22 protein-coding genes are annotated in these 22,972 nt (G+C 56.9%); 18 read left to right on the forward strand and 4 right to left on the reverse strand.

Annotated elements, in window-relative coordinates:
- Positions 1–7: 7 nt before the first annotated feature.
- The 16 genes from EL361_RS08745 (at position 8) to EL361_RS08820 (ending at position 12,968) form a co-directional block, all read left to right on the forward strand.
- Positions 8–211, forward strand: coding sequence for a hypothetical protein (locus EL361_RS08745; RefSeq protein WP_126378596.1), 204 nt, complete (start codon positions 8–10; stop codon positions 209–211).
- Positions 212–229: 18 nt separating this feature from the next.
- Positions 230–1,378, forward strand: a complete 1,149-nt coding sequence (locus tag EL361_RS08750; RefSeq protein WP_126378598.1) for a hypothetical protein — start codon at positions 230–232, stop codon at positions 1,376–1,378.
- Positions 1,375–1,800, forward strand: a complete 426-nt coding sequence (locus EL361_RS08755) for a rhodanese-like domain-containing protein (RefSeq protein ID WP_126378600.1) — start codon at positions 1,375–1,377, stop codon at positions 1,798–1,800. Before EL361_RS08750 ends, EL361_RS08755 begins: the two co-directional genes overlap by 4 nt.
- A 30-nt stretch (positions 1,801–1,830) precedes the next feature.
- Positions 1,831–2,244: a hypothetical protein gene (locus EL361_RS08760; RefSeq protein WP_126378602.1), complete on the forward strand. Its 414-nt coding sequence runs from the start codon at positions 1,831–1,833 to the stop codon at positions 2,242–2,244.
- Between the two features lie 21 nt (positions 2,245–2,265).
- Positions 2,266–3,453, forward strand: a complete 1,188-nt coding sequence (locus EL361_RS08765; protein ID WP_126378604.1) for a YeeE/YedE thiosulfate transporter family protein — start codon at positions 2,266–2,268, stop codon at positions 3,451–3,453.
- A gap of 64 nt (positions 3,454–3,517) precedes the next feature.
- A complete protein-coding gene (locus EL361_RS08770) occupies positions 3,518–3,757 on the forward strand; it encodes a sulfurtransferase TusA family protein (protein WP_126378606.1) in 240 nt (79 codons plus the stop codon).
- Between the two features lie 49 nt (positions 3,758–3,806).
- The gene (locus tag EL361_RS08775) at positions 3,807–4,115 is read left to right on the forward strand and encodes a hypothetical protein (protein ID WP_126378608.1); all 309 of its coding nucleotides are present in this window, start codon (positions 3,807–3,809) and stop codon (positions 4,113–4,115) included.
- 39 nt (positions 4,116–4,154) lie between these two features.
- Entirely contained in the window at positions 4,155–4,505 is a 351-nt protein-coding gene (locus EL361_RS08780; protein ID WP_126378610.1) for a hypothetical protein, read from the forward strand.
- A 30-nt stretch (positions 4,506–4,535) separates the two neighbouring features.
- Positions 4,536–4,778 (forward strand): hypothetical protein, encoded by a 243-nt coding sequence (locus EL361_RS08785; RefSeq protein WP_126378612.1) that lies wholly within the window; start codon positions 4,536–4,538, stop codon positions 4,776–4,778.
- A 2-nt stretch (positions 4,779–4,780) separates the two neighbouring features.
- Positions 4,781–6,217 carry a cytochrome c3 family protein gene (locus EL361_RS08790; RefSeq protein WP_126378614.1) on the forward strand — a complete coding sequence of 479 codons (1,437 nt, stop codon included), beginning with the start codon at positions 4,781–4,783 and terminating at the stop codon, positions 6,215–6,217.
- Positions 6,196–6,591 (forward strand): QcrA and Rieske domain-containing protein, encoded by a 396-nt coding sequence (locus EL361_RS08795; protein WP_126378616.1) that lies wholly within the window; start codon positions 6,196–6,198, stop codon positions 6,589–6,591. The genes EL361_RS08790 and EL361_RS08795 overlap by 22 nt, the downstream gene beginning before the upstream one ends.
- 15 nt (positions 6,592–6,606) lie before the next feature.
- Complete coding sequence (locus EL361_RS08800) at positions 6,607–7,467, forward strand: cytochrome b N-terminal domain-containing protein (protein ID WP_126378619.1); 861 nt, start codon at positions 6,607–6,609, stop codon at positions 7,465–7,467.
- Positions 7,468–7,477: 10 nt separating this feature from the next.
- On the forward strand, positions 7,478–9,238 hold the full coding sequence (locus tag EL361_RS08805; protein WP_126378621.1) for a multiheme c-type cytochrome: 1,761 nt from the start codon (positions 7,478–7,480) through the stop codon (positions 9,236–9,238).
- A 237-nt stretch (positions 9,239–9,475) separates the two neighbouring features.
- The gene (locus tag EL361_RS08810) at positions 9,476–9,982 is read left to right on the forward strand and encodes a PocR ligand-binding domain-containing protein (protein WP_126378623.1); all 507 of its coding nucleotides are present in this window, start codon (positions 9,476–9,478) and stop codon (positions 9,980–9,982) included.
- A 12-nt stretch (positions 9,983–9,994) separates the two neighbouring features.
- Positions 9,995–11,245, forward strand: a complete 1,251-nt coding sequence (locus EL361_RS08815) for a sulfate adenylyltransferase (RefSeq protein ID WP_126378625.1) — start codon at positions 9,995–9,997, stop codon at positions 11,243–11,245.
- A gap of 88 nt (positions 11,246–11,333) precedes the next feature.
- The gene (locus EL361_RS08820; RefSeq protein WP_172961680.1) at positions 11,334–12,968 is read left to right on the forward strand and encodes a Coenzyme F420 hydrogenase/dehydrogenase, beta subunit C-terminal domain; all 1,635 of its coding nucleotides are present in this window, start codon (positions 11,334–11,336) and stop codon (positions 12,966–12,968) included.
- Between the two features lie 707 nt (positions 12,969–13,675).
- On the opposite strand, the gene EL361_RS08825 is transcribed toward EL361_RS08820, so the two are convergent.
- Positions 13,676–14,059 carry a phage portal protein gene (locus EL361_RS08825; protein WP_172961681.1) on the reverse strand — a complete coding sequence of 128 codons (384 nt, stop codon included), beginning with the start codon at positions 14,057–14,059 and terminating at the stop codon, positions 13,676–13,678.
- Between the two features lie 418 nt (positions 14,060–14,477).
- On the opposite strand from EL361_RS08825, the gene EL361_RS17065 reads away from it, so the two are divergent.
- Together EL361_RS17065 and EL361_RS08830 are read left to right on the forward strand one after the other, a co-directional pair.
- Positions 14,478–14,636 (forward strand): hypothetical protein, encoded by a 159-nt coding sequence (locus tag EL361_RS17065; RefSeq protein WP_172961682.1) that lies wholly within the window; start codon positions 14,478–14,480, stop codon positions 14,634–14,636.
- Between the two features lie 321 nt (positions 14,637–14,957).
- Positions 14,958–15,404: a cysteine peptidase family C39 domain-containing protein gene (locus tag EL361_RS08830; protein ID WP_126378631.1), complete on the forward strand. Its 447-nt coding sequence runs from the start codon at positions 14,958–14,960 to the stop codon at positions 15,402–15,404.
- A 92-nt stretch (positions 15,405–15,496) separates the two neighbouring features.
- Here the strand turns inward: EL361_RS08830 and EL361_RS08835 are convergent, their stop codons facing one another.
- The 3 genes from EL361_RS08835 to EL361_RS08845 form a co-directional block, all read right to left on the reverse strand.
- Positions 15,497–16,156 carry a transposase gene (locus EL361_RS08835; protein WP_126378633.1) on the reverse strand — a complete coding sequence of 220 codons (660 nt, stop codon included), beginning with the start codon at positions 16,154–16,156 and terminating at the stop codon, positions 15,497–15,499.
- Between the two features lie 118 nt (positions 16,157–16,274).
- The gene (locus tag EL361_RS08840; RefSeq protein WP_126378635.1) at positions 16,275–16,886 is read right to left on the reverse strand and encodes a hypothetical protein; all 612 of its coding nucleotides are present in this window, start codon (positions 16,884–16,886) and stop codon (positions 16,275–16,277) included.
- A 15-nt stretch (positions 16,887–16,901) separates the two neighbouring features.
- Entirely contained in the window at positions 16,902–22,967 is a 6,066-nt protein-coding gene (locus EL361_RS08845) for a two-partner secretion domain-containing protein (protein WP_126378637.1), read from the reverse strand.
- Positions 22,968–22,972: the final 5 nt, after the last annotated feature.

The following is a 22,972-nucleotide window of genomic DNA, read 5'->3' on the forward strand; positions in this document are numbered from 1 at the left end:
GGCGGACATGTACCTACAGCAAGCACTGCAGAAACTCGTGATGCCTCTGGCTCTGATGCTGCTCTGGGCAGCACCAATGACTGCGGCAGAAACCAGTCAATGCATCGAATGCCACACCACCCCGGAAAAACTCATCAATGCCGTGAGGGAAATCGCCAGAAGTACCGTCGGAGTGCCCAGCGGATCGACCCAATTCGCAGGCGAAGGGTGAGGTGGTGCGGTGGAGCCGTTGGCTCCGCACGAAAAGGTCTTTGTGGACCGGGCTTTCCTTGAGGATGAAAACCACGGGGAAATCGATTGTCACGACTGCCACGGGGGCAACCCCGGTGAGCCAGATTTCATTGCGGCCCACGATGGACTGGTGCGCGATCCGACCACCGGCGACGCAACCCGGGTCTGCGGTGATTGCCACGAGGAAGTGACCACCATCGCCAAGGGTAGCCTGCATGTTACCCTGAAGCCCTTCCAGCTGATGATCGACTCCCGCAGCGGCAACACCCCCGAGACCAAGGCCAATGTGGACACTGCCAGAAACGCCCATTGCGGGGCCTGCCACGCCAGTTGCGGACAATGCCATATCAGCCGCCCATCCTATGTGGGGGGAGGATTCCTGGACGGACACCAGTTCATACGCACCCCCCCCATGCGCGAAGTCTGCACGGCCTGTCACGGCAGCCGGATTGAAAACGAATATTTTGGTAAGAATCAGGGGTCGCCGCCTGACGTACATTGGCGCAAGCGCTTCTTCCGCTGCATCAAATGCCACACCGGTGAGGAAATGCATGGCGATGGTCAAACCGATGCCGCTCACCGCTACGAGGCTCCCAGAGCACCGCGCTGCGAGGACTGCCACCTCTCCATCTACGCCGAGGGTGCCGACAACGCAAAGCAACATCGCACGCATCGGGAACAGGTAAGTTGCCAAGTCTGTCACTCCGTGCCTTACAAGAACTGCAGCTCATGCCATGTCGCGCTCGATCGCTATGGCTTCAAGTATTTCAATAACGATGAAAACTTCCTGGGTTTCAAAATCGGGCTCAACCCCCAGCAAAGCCTTAAGCGCCCCCAAAGATTCGTGACGCTCAGGCATGTCCCCGTGGCCCCGAATCTGTTCGACTTCTACGTGGAAAACGGACTTGCCGAATTTGATGCCCTACCAACATGGAAGCTGGCCACACCCCACAATATTCGCAGGATCACCCCGCAGAATAAGACCTGCAACGCCTGCCACGGCAACAAGGCTCTGTTCCTACTGTCAGGGGATGTATCCGAACCCTACCGACGGGCCAACGCCATGGTCATGGTTCCGGAAACCGAGATTCCACCCCGGCAGGATGAACAAGCCCTGCTGAGCATCGATCAGGGAGAAACGCCATGAAAAGAATAATGACCATTCTCCTGACCCTGACCCTCTGCACCTGCCTGGCTCAGACAGCCCTGCCCCAAGACCTAACCAAAAAGGATCTGGTGCGTGAAGCCAAGGCCGCCGTCACCCATGTCGACGTCAATCAGGCCAAACTGATGTGGGACAAGGGCGGGGTCTACTTCATCGACTGCCGCGAAGATAAAGAATTCAGGCAGGGCCACATTGCCGGGGCGCTCACCATCCCCCGGGGCTGGCTGGAATTCAAGATCGAGGAACTGGTGCCGGAACGCGACGCCAGCATCGTCCTCTACTGTCGTAGCGGGGATCGCAGCAGCCTTGGAGTCCTGTCGCTTCTCCGCATGGGCTATGGCAGAACCGTTAATCTCATAGGAGGATGGCGAGCCTGGAACAAGGCCGAATATCCGGTCGAATAGGATAATTCCTCTGCATTTCGGAGGTGCTACATGTCCAGATTGTTTGCATTGACGGTTTGCCTACTGGCAGCGCTTCTGATCACGGTAGCGCCTTTGGCCGAAGAACAAACCCCTGAACCGAAAGCCGTGACCATGGCCGTGGAATACGGACTGACAAGGGCCCAGATCGCCAGTTTCGACACGGCTCTCTGCGCACGTCTGATCCGCTTCGGCAAGGTCAGTCTGGCCCGGAAACAACATCTTGAGGCCAAACGATTCTTCTGGAAGGCGATTCTGGTGGAACCTACGTCCAAACTGGCCTGGATGTACTACGACCAGGCGGTGCTGTTCACACTGGCCGACCAAGTCGAGCGCTCACCGGGACTGGTGGGGTTGCCCGGGCTGTCCGACGATCAGGAGGCGCAACCGGCTGCACCGGAACCGGAAGCCGAAGAAGGCTGCTGACCACAAACGGGAGTTGACCCCATGAGCATCCGAGACAGCGAATTCCTGGCAACACTGAAACAGGCTTATGAACGACTGTTCATCAAAGAGTGGCCCACGGGAGTCGGCGGGATCCTCATCGGATTGATGAGCGTCATCTGTTTCACCTGGGCAAGGCCCTGGGGCGTGGTCGGCGGGTTGCGCGTCTGGGGCGACTGGTTCTTCCACAGTGTGGGGCTCTACGCCACCCCGCCGCATTCGGCCTGGATCGACACCAACTCCATCATCACCATGGGCCTGCTCTGGGGATCATTTGCTGCCTCCCTCATCGCCCGTCAGTTCGGATTCCGCGTGCCACCCAAGCTGGAGATTGCCAAGGGCATTGTCGGCGGCACCCTGCTGGGCATCGGCGCCGGCTTGGCTGGCGGCTGCAATGTGGGCGGTTTCTATTCCGCCATCAGCGCCCTGTCCCTTTCGGGTTTCGCCATGATGGCCGGACTGCTGGGGGGGGCCTGGCTAGGCCTCAAATATCTGTACTGGGAAATGGAACATCTGCCCTCTGGCGGCGGTGCCCAGGCCAAACCCAAAGAAAGCCGACGTGACTGGAGTCCTATCAAACCGTATCTGGGCTGGCTGGTACTCGCCTTGGGGATTGCCGCCAACGAGGTCTATCGACTCCGGGGCTACACCATTGAGGGAGGCATTCTGCTCTGCGGCATGGCCTTCGGATTCATTCTGGTGCGCAGCCGCTTCTGCTTTGCCAGGGCCTTCCGTGAGCCCTTCATGACCGGCGACGCCAAGGTCACCCAGGCCGTGGCCGCAAGCCTGATGATCAGTGTTCTGGGCTTTGCGATCCTCAAATGGTCCGGGATCAGGCCCGAGATGTCCTATGTCTCCTCCAATTTCGCCCTGGGAGGAATGTTGGGCGGCTTCATCTTCGGCTTCGGCATGCTCATGACCGGAGGCTGCGGCAGCGGCACGGCCTGGCGCGCCGCCGAAGGTCAGATCAAGCTCATAGTGGCGCTGGTGGTCTTCACCCTCTCCAATTCACTGACCAAAGCAGCTATCAACTCCTCCGAGAGCATCAAGGCACTGGTGGGAACCCGAGTCTTTCTACCTGACTATCTGGGTTATCGGGGCACGGTCCTGTGCATCTTCCTGGTCCTGGCCCTGTGGTACCTGCTGGCAGCCTGGAATGAAGCCACTGATAAATTTGTTGTTGAGATGTAACAGCTGGCGCGGGTCAGCGGGCTCTCCGTCCAACCCCCACCGGCATCCACAACAGGAGGACACCATGACTGAGAACATCACTCCCGACGAAACCCTGGACTGCCGAGGACTGAGTTGTCCCATGCCCATGCTCAAGCTCAAGAAGGCGTTGAAGAGCATGGCTCCGGGCACGGTTCTTGAGATGATGGGGACCGACCCCGGGACCACAAACGACATCGAACTGGGAGCCAAGAAGCAGGGCGGGGAATACCTGGGAAACAAGGAAGCGGAAGGGTACATCAGCTACTACATCCGCAAGTCCTAACGGATTGTTCCCCGACGCAGGGAACGTCTGCAACGCATGGAGGTTGGTCATGGACAAGAAACTGGGTGTCTACGTTTCGTCCAACGAGCACCTGCCGCAACTCGTCAAACTTTGTCAGGCCGCCAGACGCGCCGATGTGGGCGTGGACATCTTCTTCAGCCATCTCGGATGCAGCATGATGAAAGACCCGCTGTTCGAAGAACTTCCCAAGGTGGTCAATCGTATGGCCATGTGTCTGGTCTGCTTCGAGGAGCACGGCGGTGAACGGCCCGTCCCCGGATTCGGAGATAAGGATTACGCAACGCAGGAACGGCATTGCGAGATCATCGATGGCTGCGGCCGATATCTGAGTTTTTGAAGCAACTCGCACGCGAACGGTGCCACGGAGGAACGAACAATGGAAAACATCAAGCATGTCGGCATGATCGTACACCGTTTCGAGGATTTGTGGCAGTGCACGAGATCAGCGTTGGGGTTGGCCGTGGGCAACTACTTCTCCTACATGTTCCTGTTGGATGTGCCGGCAGAAATGAACGAGAAGCTTCAGGAAAACTTCGAGTGGCTTGTCGAGGACATGGAGTGCGAATGCTACTCCAACGTCCGGTTCAAGGAGGAACACCTGATCAAGTATCTCACAACGGACGCCATCGCCAAAAAACTCAAGGAAATGGATATCGTCATTCCCTTCGGCAATCGCATGGAGGCACCCGTGGGCAGGATGCCCATCCTTTGGATGCTGGACAACTAGGCCGCCTCGACCGGCCGACCGGGAGGTCGCATGATGACCGAACGCATTGAACAAGACAATCTGGACATCGGGATATGCCCCAGGCGCAAGCGCAAGAAGATGCTGCACATCCTGAACTCGGTTCCCGATGATACGCAGCGCAAACTCATCAGCACTCTGTCCCTAGGGTACCACACCATGGAGTTCCCCTTGTACGAGGAAAACACGGACGGGGACTACGACGAGCTCATCGAACTGATCTTCGAATACGATGAAGTCGTCTCTTGGTGGTAGCCATGCGTGGCGTCGCAAAACTTCGGAAGCAGGGCCTCTACGCCCTGGCGCTAATGTCGATCCTGTGGGCGCTTACAGCCCATGGTGGGACGACGGCCCCGACGGACTGTGGAGATTGCCATGGCGAACAGGTCCAGGCTGTCTTCCGCTCGCCTCACTCCACGCTAGCGGGCATCATCAACCAGACCCGCTATCTCTGGGGCGCGCAGGACTCCGTCCTGCCCCACGTCTTCAGCGCGAACAATGCCCTGCGCCCACTCCCGCAGCCCATCCCAACTCCCCGTTCCCCGGCCATGCTGGTAGACGATTTTTTACGTAGTGAATGCCTGCACTGCCACCTCGGCTCCCCGGGCAAGGACGGCAGACGTCCCACAGGCTGCGCCGCCTGCCACAGCCTGGAGGGTACAACGTCTTGCGGCTTGCCGGAAGCAACGCCCAAGACGGCAGATGAACACGCCACGCGCGTGGCTGCCGCAGACGACTCGGCCTGCCTGGAATGTCACCAGGAAAACCACGTCGGCGCAGATTTCCACGGGGTGTTTCAAGGCGAGATCTACGGAAATCAACGGCAGACCTCACCCGTCATCCAACTCACGCAGGACATCCATGCTAGCCGGGGGCTCGGCTGCCTGGATTGCCACAGCGGGGCAGAGGTCATGGGGCAAGGCGGACGCGCGCCATCGTGCACCGCCTGCCATGGGGGATATACGGGCGAACCTCCCGACCCCACGCGGCGAGGCGTTCGCCTCCAGAACGGTACAGCGATGTTCGACGCCCGGGACGGCAGGACTAGGGTTCTTCCCAGGATTTCGACGGATACTGCCGGGCACGACGAAATGCTGCATAGTCGCCTGCGTTGCAGCGCCTGCCATGCCCAATGGGCCTTCGGGGAGTACGGCCTGTCCGTGATGCGCCTGGATGCGCCTACGCACGACCCGCGCACGGCTCGAGCGTTGAGGAGTCCCCAAAAAAAGACGAGATGGCTGGTGGGATGGCGCTTCCGCCGCTGGGAGCAACTGCCGCTGGGCGTGGACGCCAGAGGACGTATCTCGGTCCTACGCCCCAAGAACCAGTACCTCGTCTCCTTCACGAACTCTCTGGGACGGGTCGTGCTTGAGAGCGTGATTCCCCAGCGCGGAGACTCATCCGGCCCAGGCTGGGCCTTTCTGCCCTATGAGCCGCACACCACAGGGGCAAAGGGCCGGCTGTGCTCATCCTGCCACGAAAACCAGGAGGCAACAGGCCTCGCCCCAGCGTGGGCCGTCCCGCCTGACCTCGTCCTGTTCGAAGCGACTCCTCCCACGCCCGGAAACGGGCAGTTGTTGACGACGAAAGACGCCGAACGTTTGCTTCACTCGTCGCAGGACTTCCGCCGCCGATTCGCGGCATATCTCTCAAGGCTGCTGGAGAAGAACAGATGTTGCGTCGAACAGCCCTAGGATGGATGAAGTCCGCCCTGCACTTGGTCATCGCAGGCCTTGTAGCTTGGCCTGTGCTACGCTTCGTGTCCTGGCGCAGAGCCGGCACCCGCAGAGTCCGCTTCGGCCCCGAAGAGCAGACGGACCACAGCTATCGGGACGGGGTCTACCTGATCCGCACGGATTCGGGGCTTCTGGCCCTGTCGGCGCGCTGCACGCATCTATGCTGCACGGTCTGTTGGCAGGAGTCTCGAGGGCAATTCCTTTGTCCCTGCCACGACAGCCGCTACGACGCCCGGGGCAGAAGACTCTCGGGCCAGGCCCGGGAGGATCTCACTTCCCTGGAAATCCATCATCTGGGCAACGGCAGCATTGAGGTGGAGGCTCCCTTGTAACCTAGGAGAAGAAGCATGAGGCACGAACCGCTCAGACAATGCCCGTGTTGGTGGAAACTTTTGTCCGGCCTGTTTCTGCCCTGCCTGATCATCAGTCTAAGCTCCGGTTTAGTCCTCCTCTTCCAGTACCGCCCCCAGGGCAACGTCTTCCAGAGCGTCGAGCACATCACCACCCTGGTGCCCTATGGATTTTTCTTCAGACGGCTCCACTTCGCCAGTGGGCAGGCCTGCGCCCTCTTGGCCCTGATCCATGTGACGCATCACCTCGCCAAAGGAGCCTCTGCCCGCACTTCCCTCAGAGTCTGGCTGCGCCTGACCGGCGGACTGGGCATCTGTTTCCTGCTCCTGCTCACGGGCTTCATTCTCAAGGGCGATCAGGAATCCGTGCTGGCCGGGACCATCCTCAAGAACCTCGCGGGGGCCGTGCCCCTTGTGGGAGCGTGGCTGGCTCCCTTGGCCGTAGGCGAGGGCCAGTCCTTTTTCCTGCCGCCCTACATCGCCCATTGCTTCATTTTACCCGTGGCGCTGCTCGCCCTGTTGCATGGGCATCTGCGCTCCTGGCGGCCCGACAACAACACACTGGCCATTGCCGCGCTCCTCCTGGGGGGGTGGACCGTGACCGTGCCCCTGGGCCTGCCCGCACCCCCAGGAATGCCCGTGGACGGGGCGTCCGGCCCCTGGTTTTTACTGGGATTGCAGGAACTTTTACGACTCATGCCCCCCCTCTGGGGTGGCATCATCCTGCCCGGACTATTCTTCGTGCTGGTCGCGGCCCTGCCCATTCTGCGAGGGCGCTGGGCCAAGCCCGCGCACTACGCGGTGCTGATCTGCGTAGGGTTGTACCTGCTGCTCGAACTGAAACGGGCCTTGGCCTGAAGGAGGAAACATGCGGACGCTCATCATCCTGCTTGCCTTTCTCGTCCTGGCCGCGACCGTGACCCGGCAGGAAAACCATCTGGCCGCCTCCAGAGGCAATCCCCGCGAAGGTTGCATATCCTGCCATATGGCACGCGGAGGGCTGGGATCTGCAGCCCATGACGCGGTGACCATGGGCTGCTCGTCCTGCCACCTCGGCAACCCCCACGCCTTCGAGGCCGACAGAGCCCACCAAGGCATGGTGGTCAACCCTGGCGACCTGCGCGTGGCGGCGCAGACCTGCGGCCAGCGGCAATGCCATCCGGCCATGGTCCCTGCGGTCAAGCATTCGGTCATGGCCACGGCCAGCGGCATCCTGGGAGCCCTGGACTCTCTCTGGGGCATCGATCACGGCCCACGCAACGCAGCCCTGCTCTGGGACCAAGCCCCAACCGTCCGAACGGCCCCCGAACAGTATTTCGCCAAGCTCTGCGCAGCCTGCCACCTGTGGTGGCCCAAAGGACGCGGGCGAGGAGAACAGACGGCACGGGGCGGGGGGTGTAGCGCCTGCCACGTGGTCTCCAGTCCCGGAAAAGCTTTCTTGCTCGCGGGTGAATTCGACCATTGCGCACTGTCCATGCAGGTGCCCCTAGATAACTGCGTGCGCTGCCACAACCGCTCGGCGCGCGTGGGCCTGACCTACCAGGGCCAGTGGGAAGCCAACGGCTACGGCACTCCGCACACGCAAGGAACCCTCAACGCCCGTCGGCTCTCGGGAGGACGATTCTTCCAGTCCATCCCGCCGGACGCCCATTTCCAGGCGGGGATGGTCTGCATCGACTGTCACACTGGAACCGAACTGATGGGCGGGGGCCTGGCCCACCGCCGTCTGCGGGACCAGTTGGACGTGGCCTGCCAGGATTGCCACGCTCCCAGATTCTCATCCGGACGGGACGCCCTGGCCGAAGCCGCCCGGATGGCGAAATTGAACCCCGCGGTTCCCACCTTCGAGGCACGGGCCGTAGCCACAACCAGCCGCGGGGCCACCCCCCTCTACGCCCTGCAGCTGTCAACCAGGCCCGGAGACGGTCCGTCGCGACAACCGCAAAACCCGCAGGCCCTGCTCTTTCGTAAACTGGACGGCAAGCCGCTTCTCCTGTCCCTACCTGCCAACCCCGCCGAGCATCACGCCTTGCCTGGACATGAACGTCTGACCTGCCAGGCCTGCCACAGTCGGTTCATGCCCCGCTGCTACGGTTGCCATGTCCAACTCGATCCCACCGGGCGGCAGTATGATGCCCTGGCGGACGAACACACGTCGGGCAAATGGCAGGAAAGCGCCTCCCACACGCGCTTCGAGGATCCGCCGCTGGCCGTGGACGCAACAGGGCGGCTGGCCCCGTATTCGCCCTGCGAGGTGCGCGTGGACCTTTGCCCGGAACAAGGCCGGACCCCGATGGCCCCGGCACGAAACGCCATAGCCTTCTTCGATCCGCATTCCACGGTCCCCCCGGCCAGAACATGCCAGGACTGCCATCTGGCCCTGCTGGGCCCAAGCCTAGAGGCCCTGGGGAATCCCGCGTGGCAGGCCTTCCCGGACGGCGGCAGGAAACTGAACGCAGACGAACGGCGCGCCGCTGCCGAGGTCACCCCATGCCTGCCCTGTCATGCCCGTTACGACGACGCCGTATTCAAGGACTTCGCCGCGAGCCGCAAGCGCCTCGCGGTCGGAGCGGCAACGGCCTGCACCGCGCCCCGAACCGCAATTTCTGTAGCAAGGAAAGGACAATGAGCGATCGTACTGGGCTGTTCAAGATGACACATTGCAATGTGACAAACTGTACCATTGGAGCGATTGCGCACCGAGACACAAACGCACACGCCAAATCTGTTATTTTCAAGCAACTGAATTTACGAACCTTTAAAACACAAAGCGTCCCGTTTTCGTTGGCATCCTTTCTGCTTTTGTCTGGATGAACCAGCGGGATGGCCGATCCGCGGGGCCACAAACCAAAAGGCGTGGTGCTCCATGAAAATGTCCAACCTCATACCGACGGAACAATGGATCGCACTGGAGCAGGAGTTGAACGAACGTTCGGGTTTCAACTGCTGTATCATCGACGAGGTTGGCATCCGAATCACCGCGTACCGCAACTGGGCCAATCCGCTGTGCCCCAAAATCAGGAGGGACGCCAAGGGACTCGCCGAGATCTGCGCCCAGGTACCAAGCGCGATCGAGGCTCTCCCCTTAAAACGGAACGAAATGCGGCTCACCACCTGCGCGGCCGGACTGCTCGTCATCGCAATGCCGATATTTCTGGGCACGGACTTCGTCGGGTATCTAGGCTGCTGCGGATTACTGCCCAGCGGAGGGCGGATCGACACACTGAAGGTGGGATTGGCAACGGGCCTGAGCGCACAGAAAATCGAACAGTTGAGCAAGGGAATCGAACGGCTGAACCCCAAGGAAATCGACGCCGCAGGGGAATACCTGAAGCGCCGCCTTGAGGACATCCTCACCAGGAACAAGAAATAACGGAGGTGTCCAATGAACTCGGTAACGGTGGATAACTCACTGTCTCCGCATGGCGGTCAGCTCGTGGACAGGATAATCACCGACAAACAGCTTGCAACGACGATGGCAGGTGAATGCCAAGGCACGCTGCGCCTCAAGGGAAAGACTGCCCGTGAAATCGTCAATATCGCCTACGGGGTGTTCTCTCCTCTGGAAGGCTTCATGACCAAGGAGCAGTTGGACAGTGTCCTCACCACCATGATGCTGCCCAACGGCTACGTCTGGTCGCTGCCCATTCTCTACGATATCAGCGAGGAAAACTGCAGGGAAATGGCGATTGAGGTGGGGCACAAGCTCCTGCTCGAATACCACAACGTCCCCTTTGCGGTGCTGGAGGTCGAGGACATTTATTCCTATGACAAGGACTACATGGCCAACCAGATTTACAGCGCCGAAAACGTGGACCACCCTGGCATCAAGCTGATCCATTCCCTCGAGGACTGGTTCCTGGGCGGCAAGGTGACCATGATCAATCCCCCCATCTTCCAAGATCCGTACGACAGGTACTTCTACACGCCCAAGCAGCTACGCGAGAAGTTCAAGCGGCGCCGCTGGAAGCGGGTGGTGGCCTTCCACACCACCGACGTGCCGCATACAGGGCACGAATGGATGATGAAGATGGCTTGGTTCCAGCACAGGGCCAGGGGCATCATGGTCAGTTGCGCGGTGGGCGACAAGAGCATCGGGGATTGCATCGACGAAAACGTGCTCCTGGGCCACCACGAACTGCAGAAGTCGGGCTACTTCCAGGAAAGCGTCCACCTGACCACCATGCTGCTCTGGGACCGCCGCTACGCCGGCGCCAAGGAGGCGGTGTTACACGCCATCATGCGCAAAAACATGGGTTGCACCGGCCACATCTTCGGCAAGAACCACGCGCATCCACAGGGCTTCGGCGACACCTACGCCGCCCACTTCGCCTTCAAGGACCTTCCCGACCTGGGCCTGGAATCCATCCTGTCCAAGGAATGGTTCTACTGCAGCCACTGCCAGGGCGTGACCTATACGGGGTTCTGCGCGCACCCGGACAAGGTGGACCTGCTGGAATCCAAGAGCGTCTGCAGTCTGCTCTCCACCGGAATCCGGCCCACGGACAACCTGTTGCGCCCCGAGGTATTCGACGTAATCGTCGGAGCTGCCGACAAATACGGCTTTGGGGATGGCTACGTCACGGAAGACTACCTGCGCCGGCGCAGCCCGATCTTCACGCTGGCGAAGTTCTGATTCCGGCGAAATCCCGGCGGCGGCCCCCAGGTGCGGAGCCGCCGCCACCGCCCTTGGTTCTCGTATCGTAAGAGGAGGCCAGTCCCCCATGCAAATGAAGGATCTGATTTCATCCGACAAATGGAAGAAGTTCGGCGCCGACTTCAACGACCATTCGGGAATGACCGCCTATGCCTATGACGCGGCGGGTGATCACGTGATCGAAAAACGAAGATGGGCGAACCAGCTCTGTCCGATCATCCGCGGCGGGGAGCCTCACAGGGAAGAAAGCGTCTGCGCTAAATCCCACAAGGCCATGGCCGAGTTGGTCCGCAAGGAGGGAAAGATCATCGTCGGCACCTGCCAGGCCGGCCTGCTCAACATCGCGTTGCCCGTGTTCGTGGGCAACGATTTCGCCGGAATCGTCGGCGGGTGCGGCCTGCTCCCCCCCAAAGGGGAGGTCGATGCCGACGTGGTCAACGCGATCACGGGGATGGAGAAAAACGCGGCCACGACCTTGGGGCAGAACATTCGCCGCCTGTCCCCCGAGGAGATTGAAACCCAGGTCCGCTACCTTGAGGACCGCGTCCTAGACATCGTTGCCCGATACAAGGAAGGCTACCGCAAAACCAAGACGCGCACCTTCAAGAGCCTGATCCGGGATGTCCAGCGCAAGGGCCGCTGCCACCAGTGCGGCGCCTGCGTGACCTTCTGCACGGCCATGAACTACGGTGCGCTAGAACTCTCGGAGACCGGACGCCCCATGTTCCGGGATCCCAACAAGTGCATCGAATGCGGAGTCTGCTACATGATCTGCCCGGCGGTGGACGACCTGAACGAGATGCTCAAGGCCAAGGTGGGCTGGCAGCCACCCCTAGGCCGGACCGAGCAAATCGGCGTATTCAGAGCGCGGGACGAAGCACTTCGCACACGCGCCACGGACGGGGGCACGGTGACCGCCATCCTCTCCCACCTCTTCGAAGAAAAGCTCATCGACGGCGCGGCGGTAACGCGACAGGCCGGCCCGTTCAAACGCATCCCCTGGCTGGCTACGGATGCCGACCAAGTCATCGAATCCGCGGGCTCTAGCTTCGACTTTTCTGTCAGCGGAGCCATCTCCCTCTATGCTCAGGACTATTCGACCTATTCACCTTCCATGCGCATGCTTGGCCCTGCCACACACAAGGGGCTGTCCAATGTTGCCGTGGTGGGCACACCCTGCCAGATCAACGCGGTGCGCAAGATGGAAACCTTGGGGGTAGTGCCTTCGCAATCGGTTTACTGCCTGTTGGGATTGTTCTGCTCCGGCGGCTATGTCTTCGGCGACAAACGCAGGGAGAAGATCGAACGCATCGGAAACTTCTCCTGGGAAGAAGTCGACAAGATCAACATCAGAGACCGCTTCCTGGTTCGCCTGAAGAACGGCGAGCAACTCTCCCTGCGCCTCGACGAACTGGACTTCGTTAAGCGCAAGGCCTGCCGGTATTGCGATGACTACACCTCCGAGTTCGCCGATCTATCCTTTGGCGGCATCGGCGCCCCGGAAGGCTGGACGACGGTCATCGCACGCACGGCCAAGGGCGTAAAGATTCTCGAGGAGGCCAAGGAGACCGTGCTCGAACAGTACGACGAAGCGCCGGACGCTGAACGGATGATCACCTTACGGGAGGTCATCGAATGGCATTCCGCGGCCAAAAAGGAATCCGCTGCGCAGCAGTTGGTCAAGCTCCCCAATGGTCGCTAGAGGCGACGCTCAGCGTTCACTTGGCTCTACTCCCATGACGTGCAGGGGATCTCCGGGCACGTGTTGAAAACTGAATTTGCCATACGCTGAAAAGAAGACGAGATAAATGGTTACGGCCTTGGAGAGAGCAAAGCGTGCTGATCAGTTTTGCTTATCGCAACGTGCCAAAATTGAAAATCTGGCCCCTTAAATACCGAGCGGCATTCAGTGCGCCATCATCTCGACCCCATCCAGATCGGCCACAAATTTCATGCTTGCCTCAATCGCTATAGAGCTAATGTCTTGCATCAGATTCCAGACAACTCCTCGAGGAGTTTGTCCCCAGAGCACCCCGCCAAGCAGGACCATATCTGCTCCAAATTTGCTCCACTCACCCTGCTATCGGGTGATGAATCGTGATGAATGAAGATTTTTCAAGATGCCGAATTAATTTACATATAAATCGCAACACACTGTTATGACTGATCTTTACATACATCTTCTAAGCCGACGGCCGGGGGTTCGAATCCTCCCTGGCGCACCATAAAAAACCAAAGGCATCGGTATTTTTACCGGTGCCTTTTTCTTTAAAGCTTACAGTGAACCATTTCGGTTCGAGGGGTGAGAAGGAAGGAGGAAGCGCTGGGAAGGACCACACGTGGCACTCTAGGCAGGTCAGCTTAGGATCGATATCGAATCCAAAATTGAGAAATAGGTATGGTGTCCCCCTAATTCCGTGTCCCCCTAATTCCGGCGGACCACAGCCGCCAGGCCCACTCCATCTGCTCGTTCAAGTCCTTGGCCGCTTCCTGCGAAATGCCCAGGCGCTTCCAGTTCACGCGAGCCTGGGGCTTGATGCCGGAGCCGACCGTGTTCACGGTCATGGAATCGACAACCGAGGCGGCAGCCCAATCGTTGGCGGTCAAATCCTCGGAACGAGTCTGCGCGGTGCCACGCTCGAAAGCCTCGTGGGAAATGGTCGTGCGGGTGGGACGGTAGTTGCTGAGGGTACCGCGATGCCGCCCGGCGTCGCGCGAGATAGACGGCATGGAGCGACCAAGGGCGGAGGCCATACGCAAGGAGCGCTTACGAGTCAGCGCGGGAGCCCTCATCGCACGACCTGCCCAGTAACGAAGACAGGGCCGGACTGACCAATGAGCTTGCGGTGCTCCGCATCGAGCCATTCGATGGTAGTGCGGATCTCCGCCGCGTCCTGCAGCGTGAGCGTGCGCCCTGCTATCGAATACGCTTTACCCCGCGACACAGAGAGAAGCGCCTTCTTCCAGGCGGCTAACTGCTGCTCAAGCTCTTGTGTTGACCAAATAGACATGCCCGGCAGGATAAATCAGGCCGGGCATCATGTCGTGGACGTGGTGGACGTGGTGGACAAAAAAACATTTTCCTTCCGAAATACATCCTTCTTGACCAAATCAAGACGCTTAATTATTTTATAAGCTAAGTAATAACACTTTTTAAATTTCCTGACGACTAGACCAATGTTTGTAAAGACCAAAAACTCAAGGAGACAACATGCCAAACCCCTCAAGCATGGACCAAGATGAACTTGATCTCTGGGCAGACATCAACAACCCAAACAATGACGCTGACATGGATGACTGGGCAGATGCACACAACCCCAACAACGATGACTACCTGGGCGATGATGACGACGATGATGATGACGAGTAATAATTTTGCCTTGGTCAGTCACCGTGTAACTACTTTGGGCATTTACCCCTAGCTGATAATCGAAAAGCGAACTCCAAAGCAGTAGGAAGGTGAACAGTTCTTTGAATCCAAAATTGCTGGAAGAGCAGTCTTTTTTGTGCCTGTTTTCCAGCCTCTGGAAAACATGTATGGGGATCAGGGATAGCGTTTGGGAGAGAAGAGCGCAATGGTGGCTCATGCTCAAAATATCCTTGGAATGCAATGGGTTGAGAAAAATCCCATTAGCGTACACATAATCCTTTGGAATTTTGAAAATATTTTACAACCCTTAGCTGGACAGCAATGATAGTACCCAAAAAAAAGATTCGTAGAATTATACAATCGGACGTCAATGGTTGTGGACTTGCTTGCGTTGCAATGGTTACAAACCATACTTATGCAGAAGTAAGGAAGAAGGCTTTTGAAAAACTCACTGGGCTAGCAAAGAATGGATATCTAACAACATCGCGTGATGTGAAATCACTACTCAATATTTTTGGATTTGAAGGTTCTCGTTTAATTCGTTTTTCCTTCAAAAATATATCGAAGATACCTGATTTATGCTTATTTAAAATCAATAGACACTTTGATGCTGAAGGGGTGGAATATTGGCATTGGGTGGTATTTGTACGTGATGATAGAGAGATGTATATATTAGACCCTAAAAAAAGCATACGTACAAATAAAAGAAAAGATTGGGGTAGAATGAATGTAGTGAGCTATATGAGTATTAGTAAACAACAATTGTAATATTTAAATGTGAATCACTTACGATGTGAGAATTAGGGGGACACCATACCTATTTAATTATCTTTAGAATTAGAATTAGGGGGACACCATACCTATTTAATTATCTTTCGCCCTGGCTTCTTGGGGCGCAGGTCAACGCCAAACAACGATTGGATACGATCGAAAAAACTCTCGGACCCAAGGGGCCTGCCCGTGCTTTCGTGTTGAGACATTAGGCCATAAACGTCCTCATCTACGGGATGCTTGAGAAATGAACCCCAATCTGGAACCAACCCCAGAAGAGGCGCTGCCTTTACGAACTGGTCATCCTTTGCAGCAAGGTGCGCCCTGGCGCTACTCCATCTGTAATCAGCCGGGGTTTTGACCATTCCCGCCTCGACGGGATTCAGCTCGACATATCGCGCGGCGGCAATGAGGTAAGGTTCATCCATGACAAACGATGAAAAACGTCCCTGCCAGAGGTGCCCTGTCCACCCCTTTCGCCGATTGACCCGCAGGGTGTAGCGCCTGTGGGCCTCGCCAATGGCCAAACGCAATCCATCTTCAGTTTCGGGCACTGCTATCAAGTGAATATGATTGCTCATCAGGCAATACGCCCAGATCGAGACAGAGCGCTTGTCGCACCACTCCCGCATGACCTCGATATAGTACTGGTAGTCTTCTTCGCAAAAGAAAACGGGCAAGCGGCGATTGCCCCGTTGGATAATATGGTGCGGCTCACCGGGAAGGACGATACGACGGATTCTGGGCATCGAAAACAGAAAACCGATATCACATCAGAAGTCAAGAAATAGGTATGGTGTCCCCCTAATTCAATTCTGTCCCCCTAATTCACCCCTAATTCAATTCCTAATTTCCCTATTTTCTGCATCATTCTTTTGGCTGGGCACCAAAAAAACGAATAGCCTGCGTTCGCTTTGTGGCTTCCTCAATAACAGACTTCGTAAAAGTCAATTTTTCCAGTGTTTCTGTTGCACCTCTCCACGATTGGTACACCTTGGCAAAAGACTGACGAACTTGGCTCGCAAAGACAATTGCTCGCTCAGCATTATTTCCATTTTTGACCAGTTCATCCTGAAGTTCATCGCATCGATATGAGAGCATTATGTCGCCCTTGTCGTTGCGGGCAACCCCCATCTTAGGCTCAACTTTGCAACCCACCACCAAAGCTCCGATCGACTCCCTAAGGAAGCGATCCATGTCGTACTCAGGCAAATAGTACCCATAAACCCCGTGAAGCTGAGTCCAAGAGTCGAATTCTTGCCCCTTGGGGATCTGTTCCAGCGTAAACAAATTCCCTCTCTGTTCACGGTGATATATTGAGCCACCCAACTCCTTGACATCATTAATCCACAAAGGAGGTGGAAATGTAAGAACACCTTCGTAGAGCTTCATGGTTTGAGTAATTTCAGGCAGATCGCTTGCAATCACAGGCACTGAACAAAGAAGCATTACTATAGTAAAAGCAATCTCCTTAATCATTATCATCACCTCATTTTACGGATTGATTCCGAATGCAGAGTTAAAACCCTCAATTCCATGAAACCCGGCACCATCAATTGTCACTTGGTTTCCAACTGAAAGATCAAACACCATATCCATGACATTATTAAGTGCAGACAAAAGATCTGAACGCGATGTGTACGATGTCGTTATTTTATTCACATTCGCAATATCTCCACCTAATTGAATTATTGTATTGCTGTTAACACCTGCCGGATTGAATGCTACCACTTTATCAATATAGCCAGTAGATCCAGCAGCAATAGACAGCCCACCTCCAAGTGAGTGGCCGGTTGCTACCAAATCAGATTTATAGTAAGTTGCAATATTGCTCAGTTCGTCCATTTGTCTTTCTAAGTTTTCATATTGCCCACCAGCAACACCTACAGATTGCTCTGCATTTGTGATCCAATCACCTAATTCCATTTCGGAACCACGAAATGCAACAACAACTTTATTATCAGAGCTATTTATCAATATATCAGCATGCAACCCTGAGTCATTAACTTGTAAACCTTTAAGCGTTTCATAGTCAGCGCCTGTCTCGGCGCAGATCACCTTAAGCCTATCGTCATCTAAAATTTCATAACCTGGGGGGGGGCTCTGGTTATTCCCTGTATTGTATGCCTCTTTACATATTGTGACGAAGGCTCTGTCCTCTTGCTTTTGTTGCTCTGTCAACTCTGGCAAGCTAATGCGTCCAGCGAGATTCGAAGCAATAGCACTGAAGGCACCTTGGACAGGGTCTCCTCCTACGATTGCTGCTCCCGCTGCCCCGGCAACCCCTTCCATAATCATTTTAACATTCTCATCCAACTTTTCAGGTGAAATTGAACCTTGAAGATAGCTGGCAAAGGTTGACGCTAAAGAAGACAGAAAAGCTTTTTCCAGATCCTCTCCACCGATGAAACTTCTCGTTGCTGTTTTAACAGTTGTCTCTGCCAATACCTGTCCAGCATCACCGAGCTTATCAAACTCTAAATGAGTAAAATCCAACGCCCCGGCCATAACCATTGTCGTCATCAGTGAGCGTAACCCCTCCTCTGAGACAATATTCCCCAAATTCTTTCCGAGATTCCCACCAGCCGCAGCATCAGCCAGACTGATGGCAACCTGTGCACTTAGCGAAGTAAATGCTGCGGTCAAGGCGGTGCACATGGCCGCTTGGACTCCGCTTGCGGCTAGGCCGGTGCTTGAGACGACAAGTGCTTTCCCTACTGTTTCAAATCCCATGATACTCATAGAAAGACTTGATGCAGCGCCTGCCGTTAGCGCTGAGGCTGCGATAGCCACGATGAGCATAGCCCCAGTGCCGAGGCCACTATCGGAGAACTCCCATGCATCGTGGATTTCCTGGACGCGCTGCCAATCTACATCGTCCCGCTCCAGCAGATTGGCCATCCATTCCAGGCCTTGGACCTTGGAGAGATTCTCAACATCCTGACGGGCATCTCCAGAACTTCTGTATTCGACGACGATGCCTTCAGGAGTGGTTATCGACAACTCTCCCTGAGCACTAATTACGGTATGCAACACCGTCTCATCCGTAGAACCCTTTCCTTTGCTGGACCAAGTGAAGAAGCCTGAATGGGATGTAATCTCCTGCTTATAGCTACTGTCTTTTACTGCCAGCAATGAGACCTGACCACTTTGAGAGCTGATGACAATATCCCCGCCAGAAGTCACTCGAGCAGCCTGAAGTACAACATCCTTCTTGGCTTCAAGGGCGATCTTGCCACCCGCCTCGATCTCGCTGCGGACGTGGTTGACCTCGTTCAGATCCTTCAATTTGGTGGACCCCATCCCCATGAAGCCCGACTTTTTGCTTTCCAGATGGTAATAGGAAGTGTTCTGTCCGGGCAGGATGGCCAAATCGCCACCCTGTGCTGTGAGTGCCACGTCGCCGCCAGCGTTCACATTGACGGCTTCCATCATCACGTTTTCGCCAGCATTCACGATGACATCGCCACCAGCGGAGATGGAAGACTGAACAACCCGGTCGTTCTTGATGTGCTCCTCTTTGGCCGAAGTGGAATAGTCGGATTGGAATCGATTGGTAACGCCCTGCACCACGACGTTACCCGCCGCATCGACGACAGCATCGCCATCGGCAGACAGGGAACTACCCGCCACTATTACGTCGCCGCCGGAGGCGATATTCAGTTCACCGGCCTGCACACTGGAGACGATGTTGCCCGTCTTCTGGACATTGCGCCATTGAGCATCTCTGTATTTGGCCTGGACCGTTTTGGAGCCGATATTCACGTCACCCAGGGCGGTGATGTTGGCCGCACCACCGGCGGAAACATTTGCTCCCTGAATGGAAGTATTGCCACCGGAGACGATATTCAGGGAGTTTTCCGCCGTGACCTCGGCGGCCTGATGCACGTAGGTCTGGGTGCTGCTGCGCCGGAAGAAGTTGGCCGTCTGCGTGTCAGTGCGTGTTTCCACGATCACGTCGCCACCGGCGGTCAGGTTAACGTCACCGCCCTTGAGCGCACCACTCTGGTTGATGATGGAGCCGCTGGTGGTGATATCAACGGTTTCACCCTGGATGGCACCTTGGCGATTCAAGACATTGTCTGACTCGACGGTCACGGTTCCATCGGCCATGATTCCGCCGCTGTTGTCGAGCAATGCGGTTTCGATATTAACATCGGAGCCAATGAGCATGGCGCCACGAGCAAGGCTCAAATTCTCTTGGGACACGGAGCTGAGATACAGCACGGGCACAAGGACTTCCTGCCCCATTACCTCGCGGGTTTCGTACCAAACGATGTCCTGGGTCAGACCCGCGAGTTGCTCGGCGGTCAGGGCCACACCGATTTCCAACCCGAGGTCCGCATGGGCCTGAGCCGCGTTGTCCATCAGCTGGCGCAACTGATCGGCGTCGCTGGTGTAGGTGGGGCTGAGGTAGCGCTTGCCCGTGGTTTCGAGCACCTGCTTGCGGACCATATTGGTCTCGAAAAAGGCGTCGCCCAGAATCTGGGTATTCAGGTCAGCGACATTGACGCCGACTTCGTTGAAGAAATAGTCGGAGCCAAAATAGTTCCCCAGGCTGGTCAGGGCGGGGTTGGTCTCGATCAGATAGGTGTGGCCGGGGTCATTGTTGACCACATACAGCGAGCCTACGCCAGTTGGCAGGGAAACCACCTTGGGGGTAATGGCGGTCCCGGTGGGACGGGTGATGACCGGAGCGCTGACTTCCAACCCTGAATATTCGGCGGAGTCGGCAAATTTGCCGTTGTATGCGACGCCCTGCTTGAAACTCTCGTTGGACACATGCCCGGGGACATTGATGGTCAGTGTGCCAGCGGCGGAAACGATAGATGGAACAGAGTCGAAGGCCTGAGAAATGCTGTAAGTTCTGAAAGTGTGTCCTGGAGGATGACCGTGACCGTGTTCTGCGTCAGAGTAAACCCACATAAAATTGCGGTAGATGTTGACATGGCGATACAGTTCGGCCCCCTGGTTGACCAGGGAATCGGCATTAATCACCAAATCACCGCCTGAAGAAATCAGCCCCTGGATGTTCTGGACGCTATCGGCATCGATTGAAATGTCCAATGCCGACAGAATTTCAGCAGTTCTCGGCGAATCGGCAATCACTTCTTCTGTAATGTAGATCCATTGCTGTAACCCGTCTGAGGTAAAACCTGTACCAAGACCAATGCCTGCTGGGTCTTGCGTCGGAAGCCCATATAAGTTGTTTGTATCATTGAAAAAAGATTTCCAATTTATTGCCCATGACCGAATATCATCAGTGGTTGGTTCATATACATTCCTCTGAGTCGTTCCCGGGATAAAGCCAGAAGGATGAGCACTAATTCCGCCTACAGAATAATCAACACTCACAACGCTCGAAGTTGTTGTCGCCGCCCCCGAAACATTCTCCACACTGCCTGCCGCGATCCGCACCCCACCTGCCAGACTCTCGATCACCGATTGATCGTTGTAGACAAGGTCCGCGCGGGTGCCTGAGGTCAGGCCTTCGATGTCCACGTCATTCTGAGCGACGATGTAGCCTTGGGCGGTATTGCGAAGTTCCCGAACATTCACATCCAGCAGGTCGCCCGCATAGATCAGACCACCGTTGTTCTGAAGCGTATCGAGGTTGAATGTCAGGTCGTCGTAGCTGGAGATGGTGCCCCCTGCCCCGTTGACCAACGAATCGGCAGTAATGTCGAGTGAAGCCGTAGAAGTCAGTATGGCGTTGCCCAAGGTCAAGGCGTCGGTTAACAAGAGGGTGAAGTCCTTGGCCTGCAACAATCCGCCGGACATCGTCAGCGAACGGGTGAGCACGTCCATGGTGTTCAGGGACGACACATCCGCCGCGCCCGTTACGGTGACATCGCCCGTCCCGGCAGTTGTGCCCTGGAAAGTCAGCGTGTTTACCGCTTCAATGGTTGCACCGTTGATGCCGGTATCGGGTGCAGCAAAGGTCATGGTATCGCCGGAAACAAGGCGGGAGTCCGCAACGGCGACTTGTGTTCCAGCGGTAACGGACATGGTTCCGCCAGAGATGGAACCATCAGCCTGAAGGCCAGCAGTGACATCGACATCATTGATGGTCACCGTATCGCCTGACAACGTGAGTTGATGCACAGCAGCGATACTGGAGTCATCCCCCGGAGCGGCAGGGCCGATATCCAAGGTGTTCGCGGCTGAGAGCAGCGCATCACCGCCGGAATAGACGGTACCCTCCACGACGGCGTTTCCGGCTTGCGAGCGGAGTGTCAATTCATTGCCCGCCGTTGCCTCGCCCCTCAGGCGAACAAGACTCTGAGCGGTCATCGATAATTCATCCGAGGCCTGGACAACGCCCTCGACATCAATCTCCTGCGAAGTCAGGGCCAGATTGCCGCCGGAAACAAAATCAGCGTCGGTGCCCGTGATCCGAGTCCCCGCAGTGACCTGCATGGCGCCGCCCGACACGCTGCCATTTGCTTGCAGACCAGCCATCACGTCCACATCCTCGACCCGCACGATGTCACCGGACAAGGTGAGTTGTTGCGCAGCAGCCACAACGGGCGTTTCGCCGGGAACGGCGGTGCTGATGCCCAGCGTGTTCGCTGCTTGAAGCTGCGCATTGCCGCCGGAATAGACCGTTCCTTCCACGGTCACATCATCGTTCAGGGAGCGAACCCGCATGTCGCTGCCCGCCGTGGTCTTACCCTTCAAGCGGATGAACCCATCGGCGGTCAGTTCCAATTTGTTTGTGGCCTGGGTAATGCCCTCAAGGTTGACCCCGACTCCGGCCTCGGTGCCCTGGAGTACGATACGGCCCGCGTACATGCCGCCCAAGGCGCTGGAGTCGATGGCCACGCTGGGGACAACGGATGCGTCAGGAGCCAGAGGCGTGATGGAGCCATCAGCGGGATTATAGGCATTCTGCCCTGCCGCGATGGTCAGGGTCTGGGCGTGGATGTCCGCATTGATCCGGGTCGCACGGGCCAGCAGCGTGAAGGCGTCCATATTGGCGGCGTTGATGCCCTCGCCTTCCACCAGAATGTCTCCCGCGCGGACGTCGATGCCTTCCAGCCCGCCAGCGCCAAAGCGCGATTCACCGGTGGTCAGGGTCACCTTTGGGAAGTTGATGAATCCACCGCCATTGACCGTGATGCCATTGGGGTTGGCCAGGATGTAGTCGGCCTTACCGCCGTGCAATTCGGTATAACCCTCAAGGTGCGAACGGTTGGCCCCGGTGATCTCGTTCAGGATCAGCTTGGCCTCCCCTGCCGTCAGGTTGGGGTTGCCCTTGATCATGCCGCCCAGTTGAGACGCGCCCATGGTCTTGCTGTTGTTGATGATCAGGCCGATCTTGTTGACGTTGAAATCCGAGAACAGGTTGTGCGAGACCCCACCACTGCCGGGTGTGGCGATCTGCTGAATGGGCACACCATTGGTGGCCTGTTCCATGGTCGGTTTCTTGCCTGCGGGGGCAGAGGGATCGACCACCGTAGGCCGATCCTGAGCCATGGCAATGAAACCGGGCTGGAAAACAATCAGGCACGACAGAATCACACTGACAAGTTGGCGGGCTATTATATTGGCTTTCATCTCAT

This window comes from Desulfovibrio ferrophilus (assembly GCF_003966735.1).
GTDB classification, from domain to species: Bacteria; Desulfobacterota; Desulfovibrionia; order Desulfovibrionales; family Desulfovibrionaceae; genus Desulfovibrio_Q; species Desulfovibrio_Q ferrophilus.

Bases quoted from the DNA above. Each gene is read 5' to 3' on its own strand.
- EL361_RS08745 (WP_126378596.1), top strand. From the start codon at position 8: ATGTACCTACAGCAAGCACTGCAGAAACTCGTGATGCCTCTGGCTCTG.
- EL361_RS08755 (WP_126378600.1), top strand. From the start codon at position 1,375: ATGAAAAGAATAATGACCATTCTCCTGACCCTGACCCTCTGCACCTGC.
- EL361_RS08760 (WP_126378602.1), top strand. From the start codon at position 1,831: ATGTCCAGATTGTTTGCATTGACGGTTTGCCTACTGGCAGCGCTTCTG.
- EL361_RS08765 (WP_126378604.1), top strand. From the start codon at position 2,266: ATGAGCATCCGAGACAGCGAATTCCTGGCAACACTGAAACAGGCTTAT.
- EL361_RS08770 (WP_126378606.1), top strand. From the start codon at position 3,518: ATGACTGAGAACATCACTCCCGACGAAACCCTGGACTGCCGAGGACTG.
- EL361_RS08775 (WP_126378608.1), top strand. From the start codon at position 3,807: ATGGACAAGAAACTGGGTGTCTACGTTTCGTCCAACGAGCACCTGCCG.
- EL361_RS08780 (WP_126378610.1), top strand. From the start codon at position 4,155: ATGGAAAACATCAAGCATGTCGGCATGATCGTACACCGTTTCGAGGAT.
- EL361_RS08785 (WP_126378612.1), top strand. From the start codon at position 4,536: ATGATGACCGAACGCATTGAACAAGACAATCTGGACATCGGGATATGC.
- EL361_RS08790 (WP_126378614.1), top strand. From the start codon at position 4,781: ATGCGTGGCGTCGCAAAACTTCGGAAGCAGGGCCTCTACGCCCTGGCG.
- EL361_RS08795 (WP_126378616.1), top strand. From the start codon at position 6,196: ATGTTGCGTCGAACAGCCCTAGGATGGATGAAGTCCGCCCTGCACTTG.
- EL361_RS08800 (WP_126378619.1), top strand. From the start codon at position 6,607: ATGAGGCACGAACCGCTCAGACAATGCCCGTGTTGGTGGAAACTTTTG.
- EL361_RS08805 (WP_126378621.1), top strand. From the start codon at position 7,478: ATGCGGACGCTCATCATCCTGCTTGCCTTTCTCGTCCTGGCCGCGACC.
- EL361_RS08810 (WP_126378623.1), top strand. From the start codon at position 9,476: ATGAAAATGTCCAACCTCATACCGACGGAACAATGGATCGCACTGGAG.
- EL361_RS08815 (WP_126378625.1), top strand. From the start codon at position 9,995: ATGAACTCGGTAACGGTGGATAACTCACTGTCTCCGCATGGCGGTCAG.
- EL361_RS08820 (WP_172961680.1), top strand. From the start codon at position 11,334: ATGCAAATGAAGGATCTGATTTCATCCGACAAATGGAAGAAGTTCGGC.
- EL361_RS08825 (WP_172961681.1), bottom strand. From the start codon at position 14,059: ATGAGGGCTCCCGCGCTGACTCGTAAGCGCTCCTTGCGTATGGCCTCC.
- EL361_RS17065 (WP_172961682.1), top strand. From the start codon at position 14,478: ATGCCAAACCCCTCAAGCATGGACCAAGATGAACTTGATCTCTGGGCA.
- EL361_RS08830 (WP_126378631.1), top strand. From the start codon at position 14,958: ATGATAGTACCCAAAAAAAAGATTCGTAGAATTATACAATCGGACGTC.
- EL361_RS08835 (WP_126378633.1), bottom strand. From the start codon at position 16,156: ATGCCCAGAATCCGTCGTATCGTCCTTCCCGGTGAGCCGCACCATATT.
- EL361_RS08840 (WP_126378635.1), bottom strand. From the start codon at position 16,886: ATGATTAAGGAGATTGCTTTTACTATAGTAATGCTTCTTTGTTCAGTG.
- EL361_RS08845 (WP_126378637.1), bottom strand. From the start codon at position 22,967: ATGAAAGCCAATATAATAGCCCGCCAACTTGTCAGTGTGATTCTGTCG.